This is a genomic window from Micrococcus sp. KRD077 (assembly GCF_017168505.1).
GTDB classification, from domain to species: domain Bacteria; phylum Actinomycetota; class Actinomycetes; order Actinomycetales; family Micrococcaceae; genus Micrococcus; species Micrococcus luteus.
Window position 1 is genome coordinate 49,546 of sequence record NZ_JABFAZ010000021.1, and the last position, 17,256, is coordinate 66,801.

The window sequence follows — 17,256 nt, forward strand, 5'->3', positions numbered from 1 at the left end:
GCGCGCCTGGAACTGATGCACGTAAAGGTGACATTCTTGGTCACACCGCGTAAGCGGGCATGGGGTCTAAAATCAGTTCGTCGATTGGCCACTGGTGCGGCTCATGCAGACTGATTTGCAGGGATACCGTGGGACAATCCCCGCATGAAAAGGTGGTGTGCCCCGCGCATGTGAAGGCCGTTGCCGAGGTGCCTCCAGCGCCCCGGGTTTCGTTCCGGGGTCAGGACGCAACGGGCGCTACGTTTAGGTCATGAGTGTAGGCCGATTAGCCCCGGTGGAGTGCGAGCTGATCATGAACCACATGACCGCTCACGCGGCATGACCGAGGGTGCCACATATACGTTACGTGCATACGTCCCACAGACGACGAAGCCCCCACCAGAACCAGCCAGTGAGGGCATCCACCGCTACGACACGACTGCCATAGGCTCGCCATAATTCTGCGTCATGCCACAGACTAACGGCGCCAAAAACCGCATGATTTCAACGAATCACACGTTGAACCGGAACTCCACCACGTCGCCGTCCTTCATGACGTAGTCCTTGCCCTCCATGCGCACCTTGCCGGCGGCTTTGGCATCGGCCATCGACCCGGCGGCGATCAGGTCATCAAAACTCACGATCTCCGCCTTGATGAAGCCACGCTGGAAGTCGGTGTGGATCACGCCGGCGGCCTCCGGAGCGGTCGCGCCGACGGGGATGGTCCACGCGCGCGTCTCCTTCGGCCCGGCCGTCAGGTAGGTCTGCAGGCCGAGGGTGGAGAAGCCCACGCGGGCCAGCTGGTCCAGCCCGGACTCGTCCTGCCCGGCCATCTCCAGCATCTCGGCGGCCTCCTCCTCGGAGAGCTCCACGAGGTCGGACTCGAGCTTGGCGTCCAGGAACACGGCGTCGGCGGGGGCCACCAGATCGCGCAGCTCCTGCTGCTTGGCCTCGTCCCCCAGCACACCCTCGTCCGAGTTGAACACGTAGATGAACGGCTTGGCGGTGAGCAGGCTCAGCTCGCGCAGCCGGTCCATGTCCAGCTTGTCCTTGTCCTTCGCCGCGAAGATCGTCTCGCCCCGCTCCAGCACCGCGAGCGCGGCCTTGAGCGCCTCGAGGTCGGCGGGCTCCTTCTTCTTGCCCTTGACCTCCTTCTCGACGCGCGGGATCGCCTTCTCCACGGTCTGCATGTCCGCGATGATCAGCTCGGTGTTGATGGTCTCCATGTCCGAGGCCGGGTCCACCTTGCCGTCCACGTGGACGACGTCGCCGTCGTCGAACGCGCGCACCACCTGGGCGATCGCGTGGGCCTCACGGATGTTGGCCAGGAACTGATTGCCCAGGCCCTCCCCCTCCGAGGCGCCCTTCACGATGCCGGCGATGTCCACGAAGGACACCGTGGCCGGCAGGATGCGCTCGGAGCCGAAGATCTCGGCCAGCTGGGGCAGCCGCTCGTCCGGCAGGTTCACCACGCCCACGTTCGGCTCGATCGTCGCGAACGGGTAGTTCGCCGCGAGCACGGTCTGGCGCGTCAGCGCGTTGAACAGGGTCGACTTGCCCACGTTGGGCAGTCCCACGAATCCGATAGTCAAAGCCACAGTCCGGCAGTCTACCGGCGGGCCCGCCGCGGCGGAGGCGTCCCGCACCGGCCCCGTTCCGTGGGCAGAACCGGCAGCCCCGCCCGCTCCGTGGGCAGAAAGCGCGCTCTCCCCTGTTCCGGGGGCAGAACCGGCAGGGTTTTCGCTTCCGGGGGCAGAAACCCTTGCTTTTCTGCCCACGGAACCCAGAGGCCCGGCGGCCACGGGGCCCGGCAGCCCCAGCCCCAGCCCGGCGTGCCCACGGAACCCAGAGACCCGCACCGCCCAGCACGCATCCCCGTCCAGATGACCGATCCGTAGGGTGGACGGGCCGCCCAGACCCCGTCGACAGTAAGCACACCCGTGTCTGCCGACCAGAGGACGACAGCCGAGACCGCAGGGCCGCCGGGCCCTCCCGACGCCAAGTCCCGCGGCACCGTGCGCCTGCGCTTCAACGACTACCGGGACAAGCCGGCCGTGGACCCGCGCTACTTCACCGACCCGGAGGGCCATGACATGGCCGTCGCGGTGGCCGGCATCCGACTGGCCCGGGAGATCGTCTCCCAGCCGGCCATGGCGGCGTGGGCGGGGCGCGAGCTGGCCCCGGGCGAGCAGGCGCAGACGGACGAGGAGATCGCCGACTACGTGCGCCGCACCCACAACACCGTGTACCACCCGGTGGGCTCGGTGCGCATGGGCGCCGACGACGACGCCATGAGCCCCCTGGACGCCCGCCTGCGCGTCAAGGGCGTGACGGGTCTGCGCGTGGCCGACGCCTCCGTGATGCCCGAGCACGTGACCGTGAACCCCAACATCACGTGCGTCATGATCGGTGAGAAGGCGGCGCAGCTGATCCTGGCCGATCGCGCCTGACCGCCACGCAGATGCGGCGGGCCCCCGGTGGGGGGCCCGCCGCATCTGCGTTCGGGGGACGGACCGCGCGCCGGTCACGCCGGCCGCGCGCGGCTCCGTCAGAGGCCGGTCACTCGCCGGTGGTCTCGGCGGTCTCGCCCTCCACGGTCTGCCCGGCCACGGGGGCAGCACCGCCGTGGGTGACGGAGATCTTGCGGGGCTTGGCCTGCTCCGCCACCGGGATGGTGAGGGTCAGGACGCCGTCGCTGTAGTCGGCCTGGATGCGGTCGAGGGCGAGGCCCTCGCCCAGGGTGAGCTGGCGGGCGAAGGTGCCGGCGGAACGCTCACGGGTGAGCCAGCGTCGGTCCTCGCGGGCCGGGTCCTCCTTGCGCTCGGCGCGGACGGTGAGGGTGCGCTCCTCCACGTCCACGTCGATGGAGGCCGGGTCGACGCCGGGCAGCTCGACCTCGGCGACGAAGACGTCGCCCTCGCGGTACAGGTTCATGGGCATGGACACGGTGCCGGTCGCGCGGGGCGTCAGACCGTTCACCAGGCGCTCCATCTCACGGAACGGATCGATAGGACGGGCCATGTCGGTTCACTCTCCTCGGGATTCGGGTGGGCGCCGCTGACACCGCGGCGTCTGACCACTACAACAGCACGCCCGGCGAGCCTATTCCAGAAATCTACGTGAAGTTCGATCAACTTCCAGGCGGGCGGTCAGGACCCTCCCGGCCCGGGGTCAGCCCGCCGAGGCGATCTCGCTCTCCACCACCCACTTGTGGTTCCTCATCCGCATGCCGTCGGACTCGTAGTCCACCATGTAGACGGTCTCATCCGTCGAGGAGTGCACCGTGCCCTCCGCACCCTGCATGCCCGGCATGTGGTCAGCCGCGAGGGTGACCGCCGCGCCGTCGGGCAGGCGTTCGGCGCCCGCGTCCTCCAGCTCCTCCTGGACGACCCACTTGTGGTCCGTCACCTCGGGCCCGCCCGTCGTCGGCCGGTAGTCCACGGAGTAGGCGGTGGTCTCGTACGCGCCCACGACGGTGGCGGCGGCCCCCTCCATCCCGGGCATGTGGTCCGCCATGAGGGTGACCTCGGTGCCCACGGGGTGGGCCGGGTCCGCGGCGGGCTCGATGCCCTCGGGGGCGGGGCCGCCGTCCATCGCGTGGCCCGCGTGCCCGCCGTGGGAGGACGACGTCGCCGCCTCTTCCCCTCCCGTCGCGCAGCCGGTGAGCGCGAGCAGACTCGCCGCAGTCACGGCGACGGTCCTGGTCCAGAAACGCATGGTCATCGTCCGGTGTCTCCTTCGTCATCGGTGGTCTGGGGGGCCTCGAGGTGCCCGAGCGCCGCACGGAACGCGGCCTCCGCCGTCTCGCCGTACGGCACGAACAGCACCTCGTCCACGGTGTCGCCCACCTCGTCCGCCATCGCGTGGCAGGTCTCGACGGCAATCCGCGCCGCGTCCTCCATGGGCCAGCCGTAGATCCCCGCGGAGATCGCCGGGAACGCGACCGTCCGGGCGCCGAGCCCGGCCGCCACCTTCAGGGACTCGCGGTAGCACGAGGCGAGGGTGTCGGACTTGTCGATCGTCTTGGCCCACACCGGGCCCACCGTGTGGATGACCCAGCGCGCGGGCAGGCGCCCCGCCGTCGTCGCCACGGCCTGGCCGGCGGGCAGCCCCTCCGGCAGGTCGGTCTCGCGCAGGCGGCGGCACTCGGCCAGGATCTCGGGACCGCCACGCCGGTGGATGGCGCCGTCCACGCCTCCGCCGCCGAGCAGGGTGGAGTTGGCGGCGTTGACGACGGCGTCCGCGTGCGTGGCCGTGATGTCCCCGGGGGCGATGGTGAGCTGCATGGGTTCACGCTAGGCGCGGGTGGGCGCCGTCGGACAGGGCCGGTAGCCTCGGCCCCATGAGCACCCCGACGCCCACCGGACCGACCCCCACGCCTCCCGGCGGCGAGCTGCTGCCGCTGATCAGCCTCGCGGTGGAGCACGTGTTCAACACGCTCGGCCGGCAGCCCGTGTTCGCCCCCACAATCCTCGCCGTCACGGCCGACGGCCAGCGCGGCATGTGGGAGCACCCGGACCTCCAGCCCGAGCAGGCGGCCGCCACGGTCGCGAAGATCAGCCCTCGCCCCACGCGGGCGGTGGCCGTGTTCGACGGCGAGATCGAGACGGCGGACGGACCCCGCCCGGCCGTCGCGGTGGAGGCCTTCGACGCCGCCGCCCTGGCCTCGACCCGCATGGTCTTCCCGTATCTGCCCGGCGTGGCCGCGGCGGGCATCGCCGCCCGCGTCGACGGCGACCCGCAGGTCGTGGCCAACGGCCCCAACCCGCTCTTCGGCTGAGCCGCCCGCCACGACGACGGCGCGCCGCGGCCTACCGTGTCCGTGCAGCCTGCGAGGGTGGGGTCATGGAGATCCTCAGCCTGCTGCTCGCCCTCACCCTCGGACTCGTGCTGGGCGCCCTGCTGGGCGCGTGGCTCATGTGGCGCCGGGCGGCCGACGGCGGTGAGGAGGCCCGCCGGGCCCAGGCCGAGCTGGCCGCGCTGCGCACCGAGCACCAGGGGGCACGAGAGGAGCTCGCGGCCGCCCGGGCGGAGCAGCGCGCGCTCACGGCCGCGCGCGCCGAGGACGCCGAACGCCAGCGCGCGGAGTCCCAGGTGATGTCCACGCTCGCGCCGCTGGGCCAGCGGCTGGCGGCGCTCCAGGAGCAGGTGGGCGTGCTGGAACGGGATCGGGCCTCCCAGTTCGGCCGACTCGGGGAGCAGCTCCGCGCCGCCGCGGCCACCGACCGTGACCTGCTGAACCAGACCACCTCGCTCATGGCCACCCTCAAGTCCACCTCCGCGCGGGGCCACTGGGGCGAGGCGCAGCTGCGGCGGGTCGTCGAGGCGGCGGGCATGCTCCACCACGTGGACTTCACCGAGCAGGCCACGCTGTCCGGCAAGGACGGCGAGCGCCTCCGCCCGGACCTCGTGGTGTCCCTGCCCGGCGGCAAGGCCATGGCGGTGGACGCCAAGGCCCCCATCGGGGACGCGCTGGCCGCCGAGGCCCTCGCGGATGAGCCCGGCGAGGAGGCGTACGAGCGGCGTCAGGCGCTGGCCGGCCAGCACGCCGCGGCCGTGCGCCGCCACGTGGACCAGCTCTCCGCGAAGTCCTACTGGGCCGGCCTCGAGCACTCCCCCGAGCTGGTCCTGTGCTTCCTGCCCGCCGAGTCGCTCCTGGCCGCGGCCCTGGACGCGGACCCCGGGCTGCTGGACCACGCGTTCTCGCGGAACGTCGCGCTCGTCGCCCCCGTCTCCCTCCTGACCGCCCTGAAGTCCGTGGCCTACGCGTGGCGGCAGGACACCCTGGCCGAGAACGCCCACACCGTGGTGGCCAGCGCGAAGGACCTCTACGAGCGCCTCGGCACGCTCGGCACCCACCTGGACCGCATGGGCGGCTCCCTCAAGACCGCCGTGGACCGCTACAACCAGCTCGTCGGCAACGTCGAGTCGCGCGTGCTCCCCGCCGCCCGGCGCCTCCGCGACGCCGACCCGGGCCTGGCCCCCACGCCGGACATCCGCACGCTCGAGTCCGCGCCCCGACCCCTGGCCGCCCCGGAACTGGTCGCGGGCGTGGAGGAGGACGAGCTGCGCCGTCGTCGGGCGGAGTCGGCGCGGGAGGCGTGAGCAGGGCGGCACGGGTGCCGGGCGGATGGGCCGTCGCGGCCCCGAGGTCGTCTTTCCGTGTCCCAGGCCACTTGCTACCGTGAAACTCCCAGAGAATTGCCAGGCCGCGCCAAGGGCCTGACCTGAGGAGGAGGCCCCGTGGAGTCCCGATCGATCCCCCCGCCGAGCAACGTCAACGAGCACGTCTCCCGCTTCGACCCCCGAGCGGCCGCCCAGGAGTTCGAACACGAGCTCTCCCCGGGCATGCGTGACGAGCCACTGACCGGCGGCGAGAACGTCAAGCGCATCATCGGCCTCGTGGCCGGCCCCCTGCTCGCCGTCGCCCTGTTCCTGCTCATGCCGGGCGACCTCGGCGTCTGGCCCCGCCTCGTCGCCGCCACCGCCGTGCTCATGGCCGTGTGGTGGATGACCGAGGCCCTGCCCATCCCCGCCACCGCCCTGCTGCCGCTCGTCATCTTCCCGCTCGGCGTGCCCGCCGAGGAGTCCGACGGCGGCATCACCTTCGACTCCATCGGCGCGAGCTACGGCAACAACATCATCTTCCTGTTCATGGGCGGCTTCATGCTCGCCCTGGCCATGCAGCGCTGGAACCTGCACCGGCGCATCGCGCTCGGCGTCCTGAAGTTCATGGGCGCCAGGACCGTGAACCTCGTCCTGGGCTTCATGATCGCCACCGGGTTCATCTCCATGTGGGTGTCCAACACCGCCACCGCCGTGATGATGCTCCCCATCGGCGTGTCCATCCTCGTGCTCGTCCAGCGCTACGGCACGGACGACGCCCTGACCGGGGACGAGGCAGCGGGCCAGGTCGACCGCCCCGCCGCGCCCGCATCCGCGCCCGGCGAGGCCCCCACGCAGGCCGAGATCCGCTCCCTCACGAAGTCCAACTTCGGCACCGCGCTCATGCTCGGCATCGCGTACGCCGCGTCCATCGGCTCGCTCGGCACCATCATCGGCACCCCGCCCAACACCCTGCTCGCGGGCCACATGGCCGCCGAGCACGGCGTGGAGATCGGCTTCGGCCAGTGGATGCTGGTCGGCGTGCCGATCGCCGTCGTGCTGCTCTTCGCGTGCTGGTTCCTGCTCACCCGCGTGCTGTTCCGCCCCGAGATCGACGAGGTCCCCGGCGGCCGCGACCTGATCGCCACCGAGCTGGCCCGCCTCGGCCGCATGAGCGCCCCCGAGGCCAAGGTCCTCGCCGTCTTCGTCCTCGCCGCGCTGGCCTGGATCACCGTGCCGCTGATCTCCGAGTACGTCCTGGACCTGAAGTCCCCGCTGCTCTCGGACGCGGCCATCGCCATGGTCGTCGGGCTCATCCTGTTCCTCCTGCCGGCCGGTGGCGGGGCCGGGCGCGGCGTGCGCCTCCTGGACTGGGAGGCCGCGAAGGAGCTGCCGTGGGGCGTGCTCCTGCTGTTCGGCGGTGGCCTGGCCCTGTCCGGTCAGTTCTCCAAGTCGGGCCTGTCCACGTGGCTCGGTGAGCAGGTCAAGGGCTTCGGCGACATCCCCGTGTGGGTGCTCGTGGTGATCGCCGCCGTCGGCATCCTGCTGCTGACCGAGATGACCTCGAACACGGCCACCGCGGCCACGTTCCTGCCGGTCGCCTCCGGCGTGGCCCTGGGCACCGGCGTCGCCCCGCTCATGCTGGCCGCGCCCGTCGCCCTCGCCGCGACCTGCGCGTTCATGCTGCCCGTGGCCACCCCGCCGAACGCCATCGCGTACGGCTCCGGCTACGTGACCATCGGTCAGATGGTGAAGGGCGGCGTGTGGCTGAACATCATCGCCGCCGTGCTCATCTCCCTCGCGTCGATGACCCTGCTCGTCTGGGTCTTCGGACTCTGAGTCCTGACCACCCGCCGGCCCGGAACGCCGAGGCCCGCAGACGCGCCGCTACGCCGGCATCGTGACGGCGAGTCTGCGGGCCTCAGCGAGGAGACGAGGGGCGCGCTCAGGCCTCGGCGGCGCGGCGGCGTCCGCCGAGGGCGCGCCCGTCGTCGCCCACGCGCTTCATCTCGGCGCGCAGCTCCTTGGGCAGGGAGAAGATGATGTCTTCCTCGGCGGTCACCACCTCGTCCACCTGCCCGTAGCCGTACTCGGCCAGCAGCGCGAGCACCTCCTGGACCAGCACCTCGGGCACGGACGCGCCCGAGGACAGGCCCACGGTGGCCACGCCCTCGAACCAGGACTCGTCCACCTGGTTGGCGAAGTCCACGCGCTCGGCGCGGGAGGCCCCGTACTCCGCGGCCACCTCCTTGAGGCGCACCGAGTTCGAGGAGTTCGCCGAGCCCACGATGATCACCAGGTCGCACTCCGGCGAGATCGACTTGATGGCCGCCTGCCGGTTGGAGGTGGCGTAGCAGATGTCGTCCGAGGGCGGGTCCTGCAGGTTCGGGAACCGCTCGCGCAGCACGGAGACGATCTCGAGGGTCTCGTCCACGGAGAGCGTGGTCTGGGAGAGCCAGATCAGGTTGTCCGGGTCCTCCACCTGGACGGTGCGGGCCTCGGCGACGTCGTTGATCACCGTGGTGTGCTCGGGCGCCTCGCCGAACGTGCCCTCGACCTCCTCGTGGCCGTCGTGGCCGATCAACAGGATCCGCTTGTCCTGCTTGGCGAAGCGCACGGCCTCGCGGTGCACCTTGGTCACGAGCGGGCACGTGGCGTCGATGGTGCGCAGGTTGCGCTGGGCGGCCTCCTCGACGACGGCCGGGGACACGCCGTGCGCGGAGAACACGGTCAGGGCGCCCTCGGGCACCTCGTCCAGCTCGTCAACGAACACCACGCCGCGCTCGGTCAGGGTGTCCACGACGTGCCGGTTGTGGACGATCTCCTTGCGCACGTACACGGGGGCGCCGTGGTGCTCGAGGGCCTTCTCGACGGCGACGACGGCACGGTCCACGCCGGCGCAGTAGCCACGGGGGGCGGCCAGCAGCACGCGCTTCTCACCGGACACGGGCGCGGCCGCCTCCACCTCCTCACGGGAACGACGAACGCGCGGGACCTGCGGCATCCCGAGGCCGACGGCGGACGGACGGGCGGAGACGGAGGGAGCGGACATGCCCTCCATGCTATCGGCCGGGACGCAGACCGGGCCCGGGCTTCGCCGCGGGCTCAGCGCGACGTGACGTCGGCGGCGGTGTGGGAGCGGCCCACCGCGGGGGGACCGTCCGCCCGGGCGGCACGGACCCGGCCACGCCGAGCGACCCACAGCTCGGCCAGGGCCAGCAGCAGGCCCGCGGCCAGCACGATCCAGCCCAGGGTGGTCAGGGTCTGGGGGTAGGGGGCGACGGCGGCCGCGAACGCCGGGCGGGCGGCCTCCTCCATCTGCTGGACGAACGCGGCCACCCCGGGGGAGGCCCCCTCGGGTGCCGTGAGGTGGACCGCGTCCGGACCCAGGCGGGCGCCGCCGATCAGTCCGCCGGCCAGGGCGACCGCACCCGCCACGGCCACGGCGAGGCCCCGCCGCCCTCGGGGGGCGAGCAGCAGGGCGCCCACGAGCGCCAGCACGGAGGCGGCGGCAGCCCAACGCCAGTGCGCGGAGGCGTCCACCCAGCGGTGCACGGTGGCCCGATCCGTGCCGGCCAGGGCGTCGATGCGCGCGTCCATGCGCAGCGCGGTGCTGTCCCGCAGGTCCGCGGCGCGGTCGTACAGGGGTGCCAGCAGCGTGTCCGCGGCCCAGTCGCCGACGTCCGCGCCCGCGATCGTCTCCAGCAGCGCCTGCCCGGGCAGGTCGAACCGGTCCTCGCGCAGGTCACGTTCGATGTCGCCCAGGGCGGCGGTGATCCCGGACTGTGCGACGGGACCGAACGGGATGGTCACGTCCGCGCCCGAGCCGGGCTCGTCCGCGCCCTGCGGGTCCTCGAGCTGGGCGAGCCAGGCGCGCCGGGCCTCGTCAGCGGTGTCGGACCAGCCCTGCACCACCTGCGGGTCGTCCGCCACGCGCTGGGCCAGCGGGCGCAGCAGGTCCTCGGCCACCTGGGCCAGCGGGCCGGGCACCTGCTCGGGGATGGCGTCGTGCACGACGTCGTCGATCACCCCCGGCACGGCGGCGCGGACCTCGGGGTCCACCGCGACCTGCTCCGTCACCCCGCGCAGCAGCTCCGGGCGGTGCGTCGCCTCGTCGACGAGGGCACCGGCCGTCGCGAGCACCGCCAGCAGGCCCGCCAGGGCCGCGACGAGGAAGCTGAGGGTGGTGCGCATGAGGTCCTTTCCGTTCCGTTCCGACCCCGTCGAGCGTACTGATCCCGGCCGGATGTTCCCCGGTCTGAGCACCCGACCGGTCCGGCGGCGGCCCCGGGGGACGCCCGGGCGCCGTCTTGCGCGTCCGGCGAGGGCGGTACGGTGGGCCCGTGCCCGGGCGGACCGGGCGCGGACAGGAGGGACCCGGATGGACCAGCCCGTGACCGAGGGCGCCCCGGCGGCGTCGGACGTGCCCGGCTCGGCGCCCGCCCGCGCGGGCGAGACCTCCGCCGAGCGGCCGTGGCCCCTGCGGCGGCTCTCCGAGAACCTCAAGGCCCACATCGAGCGCGCCCCCGCCACGTGGATCGAGGGCCAGCTGATCGAGTTCAAGAACAACCGCGGCAACGTCTACATGACCATGCGGGACCTCGAGGAGGAAATCTCCCTGCCGCTCACCGCCTGGCGGAACGTCGCCATGACCCTGGACGGGACCGTCCAGCAGGGCTCCCGCGTGGTGGCGCGCGTGAAGCCGAACTTCTGGCTCAAGGCCGGGCGCCTGTCCATGAACGTGCAGGAGATGCGCCCGGTCGGCCTCGGTGATCTGCTGGCCCGCGTGGAGCTGCTGCGCCGGGCCCTCGCCGAGGAGGGGCTGACCTCCCCCGCGCGCAAACGGCCGCTGCCCCTGCTCCCCCACCGGATCGGGCTCATCACCGGCCGCGACTCGGACGCGAAGAAGGACGTGCTGCGCAACACCCTGCTGCGCTGGCCCGCCGCCGAGTTCGAGATCCGTGAGGTCGCCGTGCAGGGCACCGAGGCCCCTCGGCAGGTGGCCGCCGCGCTCGCCGAACTCGACGCCGACCCGGCCGTGGACGTCATCGTCATCGCCCGCGGCGGCGGCGCGCTCGAGGAGGTCATCCTGCCGTTCTCGGACGAGGCGCTGGTGCGCGCCGTGGCGGCGGCGCGCACGCCCGTCGTCTCGGCGATCGGCCACGAGGCGGACCGCCCGGTCCTCGACGACGTCGCCGACCTGCGTGCCTCCACCCCCACGGACGCGGCCAAGCGGATCGTCCCGGACGCGGCCCAGGAGGCCGCCGGACTCGCGGATGCGCGTCTGCGGCTGGCCGCGGCCGTCGAGCGCCGCGTGCGCGCCGAGGCCGAGGGGCTCGCGGCCCTGCGCTCCCGGCCCGTGCTGGCCCGTCCGCACGTGATGGTGGACACCCGGCAGGAGGAGACGGACCGGTGGCGCGAGCGCGGCCGGTCCGCCCTGGGCCACCGGCTCGTCCGCGAGGAGGACGCCCTCACGCAGCTGCGCGCCCGCGTCCGCGCCCTGTCCCCGCAGCGCACCCTGGACCGCGGCTACGCCGTGGTCCAGCACGCCGGACAGGTCGTGCGCGACGCGGACCAGGTCGCCCCGGACGACCGGCTCGACATCCTCGTGGCGGCCGGACGGATCGCCGCGGACGTCGTCGCGACGCACCGGACCACCCCGACCCCATCCCACGAGAGGACACGACAGGCATGAGTGAACAGGGCATGGAGCAGACGCAGGACGCGGGCCGCCCGAGCGGGGTGGAGGGCTTCACCTCCGCGGACGTCTCGGACGTGGCCCAGATGAGCTACGAGCAGGCGCGCGCCGAGCTGATGGAGACCGTGGGGCGGCTGGAGGCCGGTGGCGCCGGCCTGGAGGAGTCCCTGGCCCTGTGGGAGCGCGGCGAGGCCCTGGCCGACCGCTGCCAGGCCTGGCTCGACGGCGCCCGCGCCCGCCTCGACCAGGTGCGCGGCGAGGCCGCCCCCGACGTCGACTGACCCCGCCCCCGCTTTCGTTCGGGAAACGGCGGCCTCCGCCCCGCTTTCGTTCGGGAAACGGCGGGGGCGGGGGCCATCGGCCCCCGCCCCCATGCGACTCGCGCCCGACGTCGGTCAGGCGGTCTGGTCCTCGTGCTTGCCCTCGCTCATCTCCTCCACGACCTTGGCGTTGAAGGCGTCGAGATCGTCCGGGGAGCGCGAGGTGGTCAGCCCGTTGTCCACGACGACCTCATCGTCCACCCACTGGGCGCCCGCGTTCTTCAGGTCAGTCTTCAGGGACGGGTAGCTGGTCAGGCGGCGGCCCTCCACGACGCCGGCCTCGATCAGGGTCCACGGGGCGTGGCAGATGGCCGCCACCGGCTTGTGCTGCTCGAAGAAGGCACGCACGAACGCCTGGGCGTCCTTGTTGACGCGCATGGCGTCCGCGTTCAGGGTGCCGCCCGGCATCACGAGGCCGTCGAAGTCCTCGGCCTTGGCGTCCTTCACCGTCGTGTTCACGTCGAAGGACTCGCCGTGATCCCAGTCGGACTGCATCGCGGTGATGGTGCCGGACTCCGGCGAGACGAGCACGGGGGTCGCGCCGGCGGCGATCACGGCCTCCCACGGGGAGGTCAGCTCGACCTGCTCGACGCCGTTGGTCGCGAGGAACGCGACGGTCTTGCCGGTCAGCGGGGCATTCTGGTTGGCGTTCTCAGTCATGGGTCCACCTTTCGGATCGGATCCGGAGCGCCTCTGCGGCGCCCGGTGTCCGTACATCGACTCACCGCGGCCCCGTGCTCGGCAAGGTCCGGCCACCACTGCCCGCCCAGCGCGACGACGGCGGCGCTCAGCCCGCCAGCAGGCGACGGCGGGCGGCCGCGACGTCGAAGTCGGCCTTCGGCCAGTCCAGCCCCATCCCCTGCAGGGTCTCGATGATCAGCTGCTGCACCGCCAGCCGCGCGAACCACTTGCGGTCCGCCGGCACGATGAACCACGGCGCGTCCTCGGTGTCCGTCCGCTCGATCGCGATCCGGTACGCGTCCATGTACTGGTCCCAGTACGCGCGGTCATCGAGATCGCTCTCGCTGAACTTCCAGTGCTTCGTGGGGTCGTCCAGGCGGGCCAGCAGGCGCTTGGCCTGCTCCTCCGGCGAGATCCGCAGCATCACCTTGACGATCCGTGTCCCCGCGGCGCGCACGGCCGCCTCGAACTCGCGGATGGCCCCGTAGCGCTCCTCCACCTCGGCCAGAGGGGAGAGCCCGCGCACGCGGTGCACGAGCACATCCTCGTAGTGCGACCGGTCGAACACGGAGACCAGGCCGGGCCGCGGGAGGTGCGGTCGGATGCGCCACAGGAAGTCGTGGGCGCGCTCCTCCGGGGTCGGCGCCTTGAACGCGTGCACGTGGACGCCCAGCGGATCCATCGCCCCGATCACGTGGCGCATGATCCCGCCCTTGCCGGCGGTGTCCATGCCCTGCAGGACCACCAGCAGGGACGGCACCTCCCCCACGGGCGCGTCGCGCACCGACTGGGCGAACAGCAGCTCCTGCAGGTCGGCGAGCACCGCGCCGCGCGCGGCCAGGTCCTTCTTGCCCTTCGCCTTGTCCCCGCCGTAGCCGGGCGTCGCGGCGGCGTCGACGTCGGCCGGGCCCCGGACCTCGTCCCCGCGGCGGGCGGCGAACAGCTCCCGGGCGGGGGCGCCGAAGACGCCGTCATCAGTGGCACGGGCGGGACGGCCCGCCTCGGTGGCCGGGGTGTCAGCCATGGCGCTCCCTCCAGTCCTCGAGGAAGTCCTCGAGGCGGTCCAGGGCCACGTCCAGGTCCTTCACGCTGGGCAGCGTGACGAGCCGGAAGTGGTCGCTGTGCGGGTAGTTGAACGCCCCGCCGTGCGAGACGAGGATCTTCTTCGCCCGCAGCAGCTCGATGACGAACGCCTCGTCGTCGTCGATCGCGTAGACCTCCGGGTCCAGCCGCGGGAACAGGTAGAGGGCGCCGTGGGCCGGCTGCACGGACACGCCGGGGATGGCGTTCAGGCGGTCCTGGGCGAGGTTGCGCTGCTCGAGCAGCCGGCCGCCGGGCAGGACGAGGTCGTTGATGGACTGGTAGCCGCCCAGTGCCACCTGGATGGCGTGCTGCGCGGGCACGTTGGCGCACATCCGCATGTTGGCCAGCAGGGTCAGGCCCTCGAGGAAGTCGGCGGCCCGGTGCTTCGGCCCGGACACGGCCACCCAGCCGGAGCGGTAGCCCGCCACCCGGTACGCCTTGGACAGGCCTGAGAACGTCAGGGTGAGCACGTCGTCGGACAGGCCGGCGGCGTTGATGTGGCGGGCGCCGTCGTAGGTGATCTTCTCGTAGATCTCGTCCGCCATGAGGACGAGGTTGTGGCGGCGGGCCACGTCCACGATGCCCTGCAGCACGGCGCGGGAGTAGACCGCGCCGGTGGGGTTGTTCGGGTTGATCAGGACGATGCCCTTGGTGCGCTCCGTGACGAGGGACTCGATGTGCTCGAGGTCGGGCTCCCAGCCCTCCTCCTCGACGCAGCGGTAGTGCACCGCCCGGCCCCCGGCCAGGGTGGTGGCGCCGGTCCACAGCGGGTAGTCGGGCGAGGGGACGAGGATCTCGTCGCCGTCGTCGACCAGGGCCTGCAGGACCATCGTGATCATCTCGGAGACGCCGTTGCCGATGAACACGTCGTCCACGCCGATGTCCCGGATGCCCCGGGACTCGTAGTACTGCGAGACGGCGGTGCGCGCCGAGTAGATGCCCTTGGAGTCCGAGTAGCCCTGCGCGTGCGGCAGGTGCTGGTGCATCGCCGCCAGGACGGCGTCCGGCGCCTCGAAGCCGAACGGGGCCGGGTTGCCGATGTTCAGCTTCATGATCCGGTGGCCCGCGGCCTCCATCCGCTGCGCCTCCTCCAGGATGGGGCCGCGCACGTCGTACCGGACGTTCAGCAGCTTGGCGGACTGGCGGATCTGGCGGGGATGCGGGGTGGGCATGCCCCCATCATGGCACCCCCCGGGCGGTGTGCATCACAGTCGAGCTCGTGCGACGCGGGCCGGCACCCCGCCTCCGTGCGGGCTCAGAACCAGGAGCCGCGGGGCACGAACCAGTCCTCAGGCGCGTCCTCCAGGCCATGGTCCACCAGCCAGTACTGCGCGGCCTCGGCGGCCGGAAGCGGGTCGGCGCCCGTGGTGAGCCGTTCGAGCTCCCGCAGACCGTCGCCGTCGAGGGCGGACATCACCTCGGCGATGCGCCGCTCGGCGTCGTCATCCAGCGTCGCGGCGGAGCCGACGGCGGTCAGCCGCCCCTCCGGGAGCACGCGGCCGTCGTCCTCGAGCGGGACGAGCGTGTTCGCGTCGATCTCCGGATCCGTGTCGGTCAGCAGCGCGACCTGGGCCTCGTCCGCGACGAGGGCGGCGCTCGGGTCCTCGGTGTCGGCCAGCCAGGTCTCGGGTCGGCAGCCGGCGAGCCGGTCCAGGCGGGCGCGCAGGGCCGTGGCCGCGTCCGGATCCGCCGCGGCGGTCAGGGGCGGGGGTGCGACGGCGGTGAGCGACTCGCACCGGCCGTTGAGGTCCGTGATCGACTCGAGCTCGAGCCGGGCCGCGGTGGTCTGGGTGACGACCGCGGTCAGGCGCAGCACGCCCGCCGACGAGGACAGCACCGCCGGGGCCTCGTCCTGCGGTGTCCCCGCCGCGGACGTCTGCCCGGCGAGCAGCGTCTCCAGGACGCGCCCGGCCGCCGGGGCGTCGGCCGCGGGGTCGCCGACGGGCAGCGCGGTGGGGCTCGGGGCGGCGGTCGAGGCGGTGGCCGAGGCGGTGGGCACGGCGTCCGTGGACGGGCCGGCCTCCATCCCGGTCGGCGTCGACGCCGGCGACGGCGGGGACGGCAGCGCCGCTGCGGGGTCGGCGGCGGTGGCCAGGGCCAGGGTGTCCACGACGGCGACCGTGTCCCCGCCGGCGGCGGACCACGCCGACTGCTCCACGGCGACGCCGTCCTCGTCCGCCACGGCGTGGCCGTGCAGGCGCAGGTGACGGGCCAGGACCGCCGCGACGGCGCCCTCCAGGCCCTCGCCGCCGTGCACGACCGTGATCGGTGGGCCTGACGCGGAGGGCGTCGGCGGGGCGTCCGCCTGCCGCGCGCACGCCCCCAGGGCCAGCGACAGCGCGAGGGCGGAGGCGGCGAGGGCCGTCGGGCGGCGGTGGGCGGGGCGGCTCACGTGTCCACCCCGGCACGGGCGAGCGCCTCGGTGACCCAGGAGGCGGTGCGCAGCTCGCTGAGCTCCGCGAGGTCGAACCAGCGCGCGTCCGTCGAGGATCCGCCGACCTCAGGGCGCAGGACGCCGCCCGTGATGCGGGCGGTGTAGAGGACCTGCACGGTGAGCAGGGGCAGCGGCTCGCCCCGCAGGCGCTTCTCCACCGGGATCGTCCCGGTCGTGACGCCCAGCAGGCCCGTGAGCTCGGCGGTGTGGCCGGTCTCCTCCCAGACCTCGCGCAGGCACGCCTCCTCCGGGCTCTCGCCGAGCTCGATGCCGCCGCCGGGCAGCGTCCACTGCAGGAACTCGGGCCCCTGCCACGAGCTGAGCAGGACGCGGCCGCCGTCCACGATCAGGGCGTAGGCGCCGGCGCGGGTCTGGAACGGGCCGGCGGGGTGCGCTCCGGCGGCGTCCGGGGCGGCGGGGGTGGTGCTCATGGCTGCGGGCTCCTGGCGGCGGTGGGACGGCCCGCGGCGGGCGACGCCGGGGCCCGGCCAGTCTACGAGCACCGCCCACCGCGAACAGCGGCACGGCCCACCGACCCGCGCCCTAGGTGTAGGAGGGCATGACGTTGTTGACTCGGGTCGGTGCCAGTGAGGCCGGAGGAGCGTCTCCGCAGGAGGTATGAGGCCGATGGTAGTTGTAGTGGTTCACCCACACCTGCAGGGCCTCACGCCGAGCTTGCTCTGAGGTGTAGGGGCGGGCGTAGAGGACCTCATCGACCATCAGCCGGTTGTACCTCTCCACCTTCCCGTTATGGCGCGGGGTGTAGGGGCGGATCCGGTGGTGCCGGCCCCCGAGCGAGACCACCTTCGCGGTGAAGTCCGCAGCCCGATAGTTGTTCCCGTTGTCCGTGATCACCCGGTCCACGGTGATGCCGTGGGCGGCGAAGAACGCCCGCGCCCGGCAGTAGAAGCTCACGGTCGTGGCCGCCCGCTCGTCCTCCAACGCCTCGGTGTAGG

17 protein-coding genes and 1 pseudogene are annotated in these 17,256 nt (G+C 72.9%); 6 read left to right on the plus strand and 12 right to left on the minus strand.

Annotation, left to right across the window (positions count from 1 at the left end; genetic code table 11):
• Positions 1-491: 491 nt before the first annotated feature.
• Positions 492-1,577 carry a redox-regulated ATPase YchF gene (ychF, locus tag J1M39_RS06285; protein WP_036340374.1) on the minus strand — a complete coding sequence of 362 codons (1,086 nt, stop codon included), beginning with the start codon at positions 1,575-1,577 and terminating at the stop codon, positions 492-494.
• Positions 1,578-1,976: 399 nt separating this feature from the next.
• Between ychF and J1M39_RS06290 the strand changes: the two are divergent.
• Positions 1,977-2,429, plus strand: a pseudogene (locus tag J1M39_RS06290) (GMC oxidoreductase); the annotation flags it as partial.
• Between the two features lie 109 nt (positions 2,430-2,538).
• Here the strand turns inward: J1M39_RS06290 and J1M39_RS06295 are convergent.
• The 3 genes from J1M39_RS06295 to J1M39_RS06305 all read right to left on the minus strand — a co-directional run bounded on the left by J1M39_RS06295 (position 2,539) and on the right by J1M39_RS06305 (position 4,265).
• Positions 2,539-3,000 carry an Hsp20/alpha crystallin family protein gene (locus J1M39_RS06295; protein ID WP_036317045.1) on the minus strand — a complete coding sequence of 154 codons (462 nt, stop codon included), beginning with the start codon at positions 2,998-3,000 and terminating at the stop codon, positions 2,539-2,541.
• 150 nt (positions 3,001-3,150) lie between these two features.
• Complete coding sequence (locus J1M39_RS06300) at positions 3,151-3,702, minus strand: YdhK family protein (protein ID WP_020626858.1); 552 nt, start codon at positions 3,700-3,702, stop codon at positions 3,151-3,153.
• Positions 3,699-4,265, minus strand: a complete 567-nt coding sequence (locus tag J1M39_RS06305) for an O-acetyl-ADP-ribose deacetylase (protein WP_036340380.1) — start codon at positions 4,263-4,265, stop codon at positions 3,699-3,701. The genes J1M39_RS06300 and J1M39_RS06305 overlap by 4 nt, the downstream gene beginning before the upstream one ends.
• Positions 4,266-4,321: 56 nt before the next feature.
• Here J1M39_RS06305 and J1M39_RS06310 point away from each other — a divergent pair, with 56 nt between their 5' ends.
• The 3 genes from J1M39_RS06310 (at position 4,322) to J1M39_RS06320 (ending at position 7,923) form a co-directional block, all read left to right on the plus strand.
• Positions 4,322-4,759 (plus strand): hypothetical protein, encoded by a 438-nt coding sequence (locus tag J1M39_RS06310; protein WP_052001240.1) that lies wholly within the window; start codon positions 4,322-4,324, stop codon positions 4,757-4,759.
• Between the two features lie 65 nt (positions 4,760-4,824).
• On the plus strand, positions 4,825-6,084 hold the full coding sequence (locus J1M39_RS06315) for a DNA recombination protein RmuC (RefSeq protein WP_206496580.1): 1,260 nt from the start codon (positions 4,825-4,827) through the stop codon (positions 6,082-6,084).
• A gap of 138 nt (positions 6,085-6,222) precedes the next feature.
• Entirely contained in the window at positions 6,223-7,923 is a 1,701-nt protein-coding gene (locus J1M39_RS06320) for an SLC13 family permease (protein ID WP_073116755.1), read from the plus strand.
• A gap of 106 nt (positions 7,924-8,029) precedes the next feature.
• Here J1M39_RS06320 and J1M39_RS06325 read toward each other — a convergent pair whose 3' ends face one another.
• Together J1M39_RS06325 and J1M39_RS06330 are read right to left on the minus strand one after the other, a co-directional pair.
• Positions 8,030-9,136: a 4-hydroxy-3-methylbut-2-enyl diphosphate reductase gene (locus J1M39_RS06325; protein ID WP_036340356.1), complete on the minus strand. Its 1,107-nt coding sequence runs from the start codon at positions 9,134-9,136 to the stop codon at positions 8,030-8,032.
• Between the two features lie 53 nt (positions 9,137-9,189).
• Positions 9,190-10,278: a hypothetical protein gene (locus J1M39_RS06330; RefSeq protein ID WP_036340353.1), complete on the minus strand. Its 1,089-nt coding sequence runs from the start codon at positions 10,276-10,278 to the stop codon at positions 9,190-9,192.
• A 187-nt stretch (positions 10,279-10,465) separates the two neighbouring features.
• Here J1M39_RS06330 and xseA point away from each other — a divergent pair, with 187 nt between their 5' ends.
• Both xseA and J1M39_RS06340 read left to right on the plus strand, forming a co-directional pair.
• Positions 10,466-11,779, plus strand: a complete 1,314-nt coding sequence (xseA, locus tag J1M39_RS06335; RefSeq protein ID WP_036340350.1) for an exodeoxyribonuclease VII large subunit — start codon at positions 10,466-10,468, stop codon at positions 11,777-11,779.
• Entirely contained in the window at positions 11,776-12,063 is a 288-nt protein-coding gene (locus J1M39_RS06340; RefSeq protein WP_036340347.1) for an exodeoxyribonuclease VII small subunit, read from the plus strand. Before xseA ends, J1M39_RS06340 begins: the two co-directional genes overlap by 4 nt.
• Before the next feature lie 114 nt (positions 12,064-12,177).
• Here the strand turns inward: J1M39_RS06340 and J1M39_RS06345 are convergent, their stop codons facing one another.
• From J1M39_RS06345 to J1M39_RS06370, 6 genes are all read right to left on the minus strand, one after another.
• Positions 12,178-12,762 (minus strand): type 1 glutamine amidotransferase domain-containing protein, encoded by a 585-nt coding sequence (locus tag J1M39_RS06345; RefSeq protein WP_036340344.1) that lies wholly within the window; start codon positions 12,760-12,762, stop codon positions 12,178-12,180.
• A gap of 127 nt (positions 12,763-12,889) precedes the next feature.
• Entirely contained in the window at positions 12,890-13,807 is a 918-nt protein-coding gene (locus J1M39_RS06350; protein ID WP_036316615.1) for a PPK2 family polyphosphate kinase, read from the minus strand.
• Positions 13,800-15,038 carry a pyridoxal phosphate-dependent aminotransferase gene (locus J1M39_RS06355; protein ID WP_036316613.1) on the minus strand — a complete coding sequence of 413 codons (1,239 nt, stop codon included), beginning with the start codon at positions 15,036-15,038 and terminating at the stop codon, positions 13,800-13,802. The genes J1M39_RS06350 and J1M39_RS06355 overlap by 8 nt, the downstream gene beginning before the upstream one ends.
• Before the next feature lie 83 nt (positions 15,039-15,121).
• Positions 15,122-16,258 carry a glycine betaine ABC transporter substrate-binding protein gene (locus tag J1M39_RS06360; RefSeq protein ID WP_136940212.1) on the minus strand — a complete coding sequence of 379 codons (1,137 nt, stop codon included), beginning with the start codon at positions 16,256-16,258 and terminating at the stop codon, positions 15,122-15,124.
• Positions 16,255-16,731 (minus strand): NUDIX hydrolase, encoded by a 477-nt coding sequence (locus tag J1M39_RS06365; RefSeq protein ID WP_036316610.1) that lies wholly within the window; start codon positions 16,729-16,731, stop codon positions 16,255-16,257. The genes J1M39_RS06360 and J1M39_RS06365 overlap by 4 nt, the downstream gene beginning before the upstream one ends.
• Before the next feature lie 112 nt (positions 16,732-16,843).
• Positions 16,844-17,256 (minus strand): integrase core domain-containing protein (locus J1M39_RS06370; RefSeq protein ID WP_206496581.1); only part of this gene is annotated, 413 nt, incomplete at its 5' end.

What these genes read in the sequence shown, in the direction of transcription:
- J1M39_RS06295 (WP_036317045.1), bottom strand. Translation starts at nt 3,000, where the DNA reads ATGGCCCGTCCTATCGATCCGTTCCGTGAGATGGAGCGCCTGGTGAAC.
- J1M39_RS06300 (WP_020626858.1), bottom strand. Translation starts at nt 3,702, where the DNA reads ATGACCATGCGTTTCTGGACCAGGACCGTCGCCGTGACTGCGGCGAGT.
- J1M39_RS06305 (WP_036340380.1), bottom strand. Translation starts at nt 4,265, where the DNA reads ATGCAGCTCACCATCGCCCCCGGGGACATCACGGCCACGCACGCGGAC.
- J1M39_RS06310 (WP_052001240.1), top strand. Translation starts at nt 4,322, where the DNA reads ATGAGCACCCCGACGCCCACCGGACCGACCCCCACGCCTCCCGGCGGC.
- J1M39_RS06315 (WP_206496580.1), top strand. Translation starts at nt 4,825, where the DNA reads ATGGAGATCCTCAGCCTGCTGCTCGCCCTCACCCTCGGACTCGTGCTG.
- J1M39_RS06325 (WP_036340356.1), bottom strand. Translation starts at nt 9,136, where the DNA reads ATGTCCGCTCCCTCCGTCTCCGCCCGTCCGTCCGCCGTCGGCCTCGGG.
- J1M39_RS06330 (WP_036340353.1), bottom strand. Translation starts at nt 10,278, where the DNA reads ATGCGCACCACCCTCAGCTTCCTCGTCGCGGCCCTGGCGGGCCTGCTG.
- xseA (WP_036340350.1), top strand. Translation starts at nt 10,466, where the DNA reads ATGGACCAGCCCGTGACCGAGGGCGCCCCGGCGGCGTCGGACGTGCCC.
- J1M39_RS06340 (WP_036340347.1), top strand. Translation starts at nt 11,776, where the DNA reads ATGAGTGAACAGGGCATGGAGCAGACGCAGGACGCGGGCCGCCCGAGC.
- J1M39_RS06345 (WP_036340344.1), bottom strand. Translation starts at nt 12,762, where the DNA reads ATGACTGAGAACGCCAACCAGAATGCCCCGCTGACCGGCAAGACCGTC.
- J1M39_RS06350 (WP_036316615.1), bottom strand. Translation starts at nt 13,807, where the DNA reads ATGGCTGACACCCCGGCCACCGAGGCGGGCCGTCCCGCCCGTGCCACT.
- J1M39_RS06355 (WP_036316613.1), bottom strand. Translation starts at nt 15,038, where the DNA reads ATGCCCACCCCGCATCCCCGCCAGATCCGCCAGTCCGCCAAGCTGCTG.
- J1M39_RS06365 (WP_036316610.1), bottom strand. Translation starts at nt 16,731, where the DNA reads ATGAGCACCACCCCCGCCGCCCCGGACGCCGCCGGAGCGCACCCCGCC.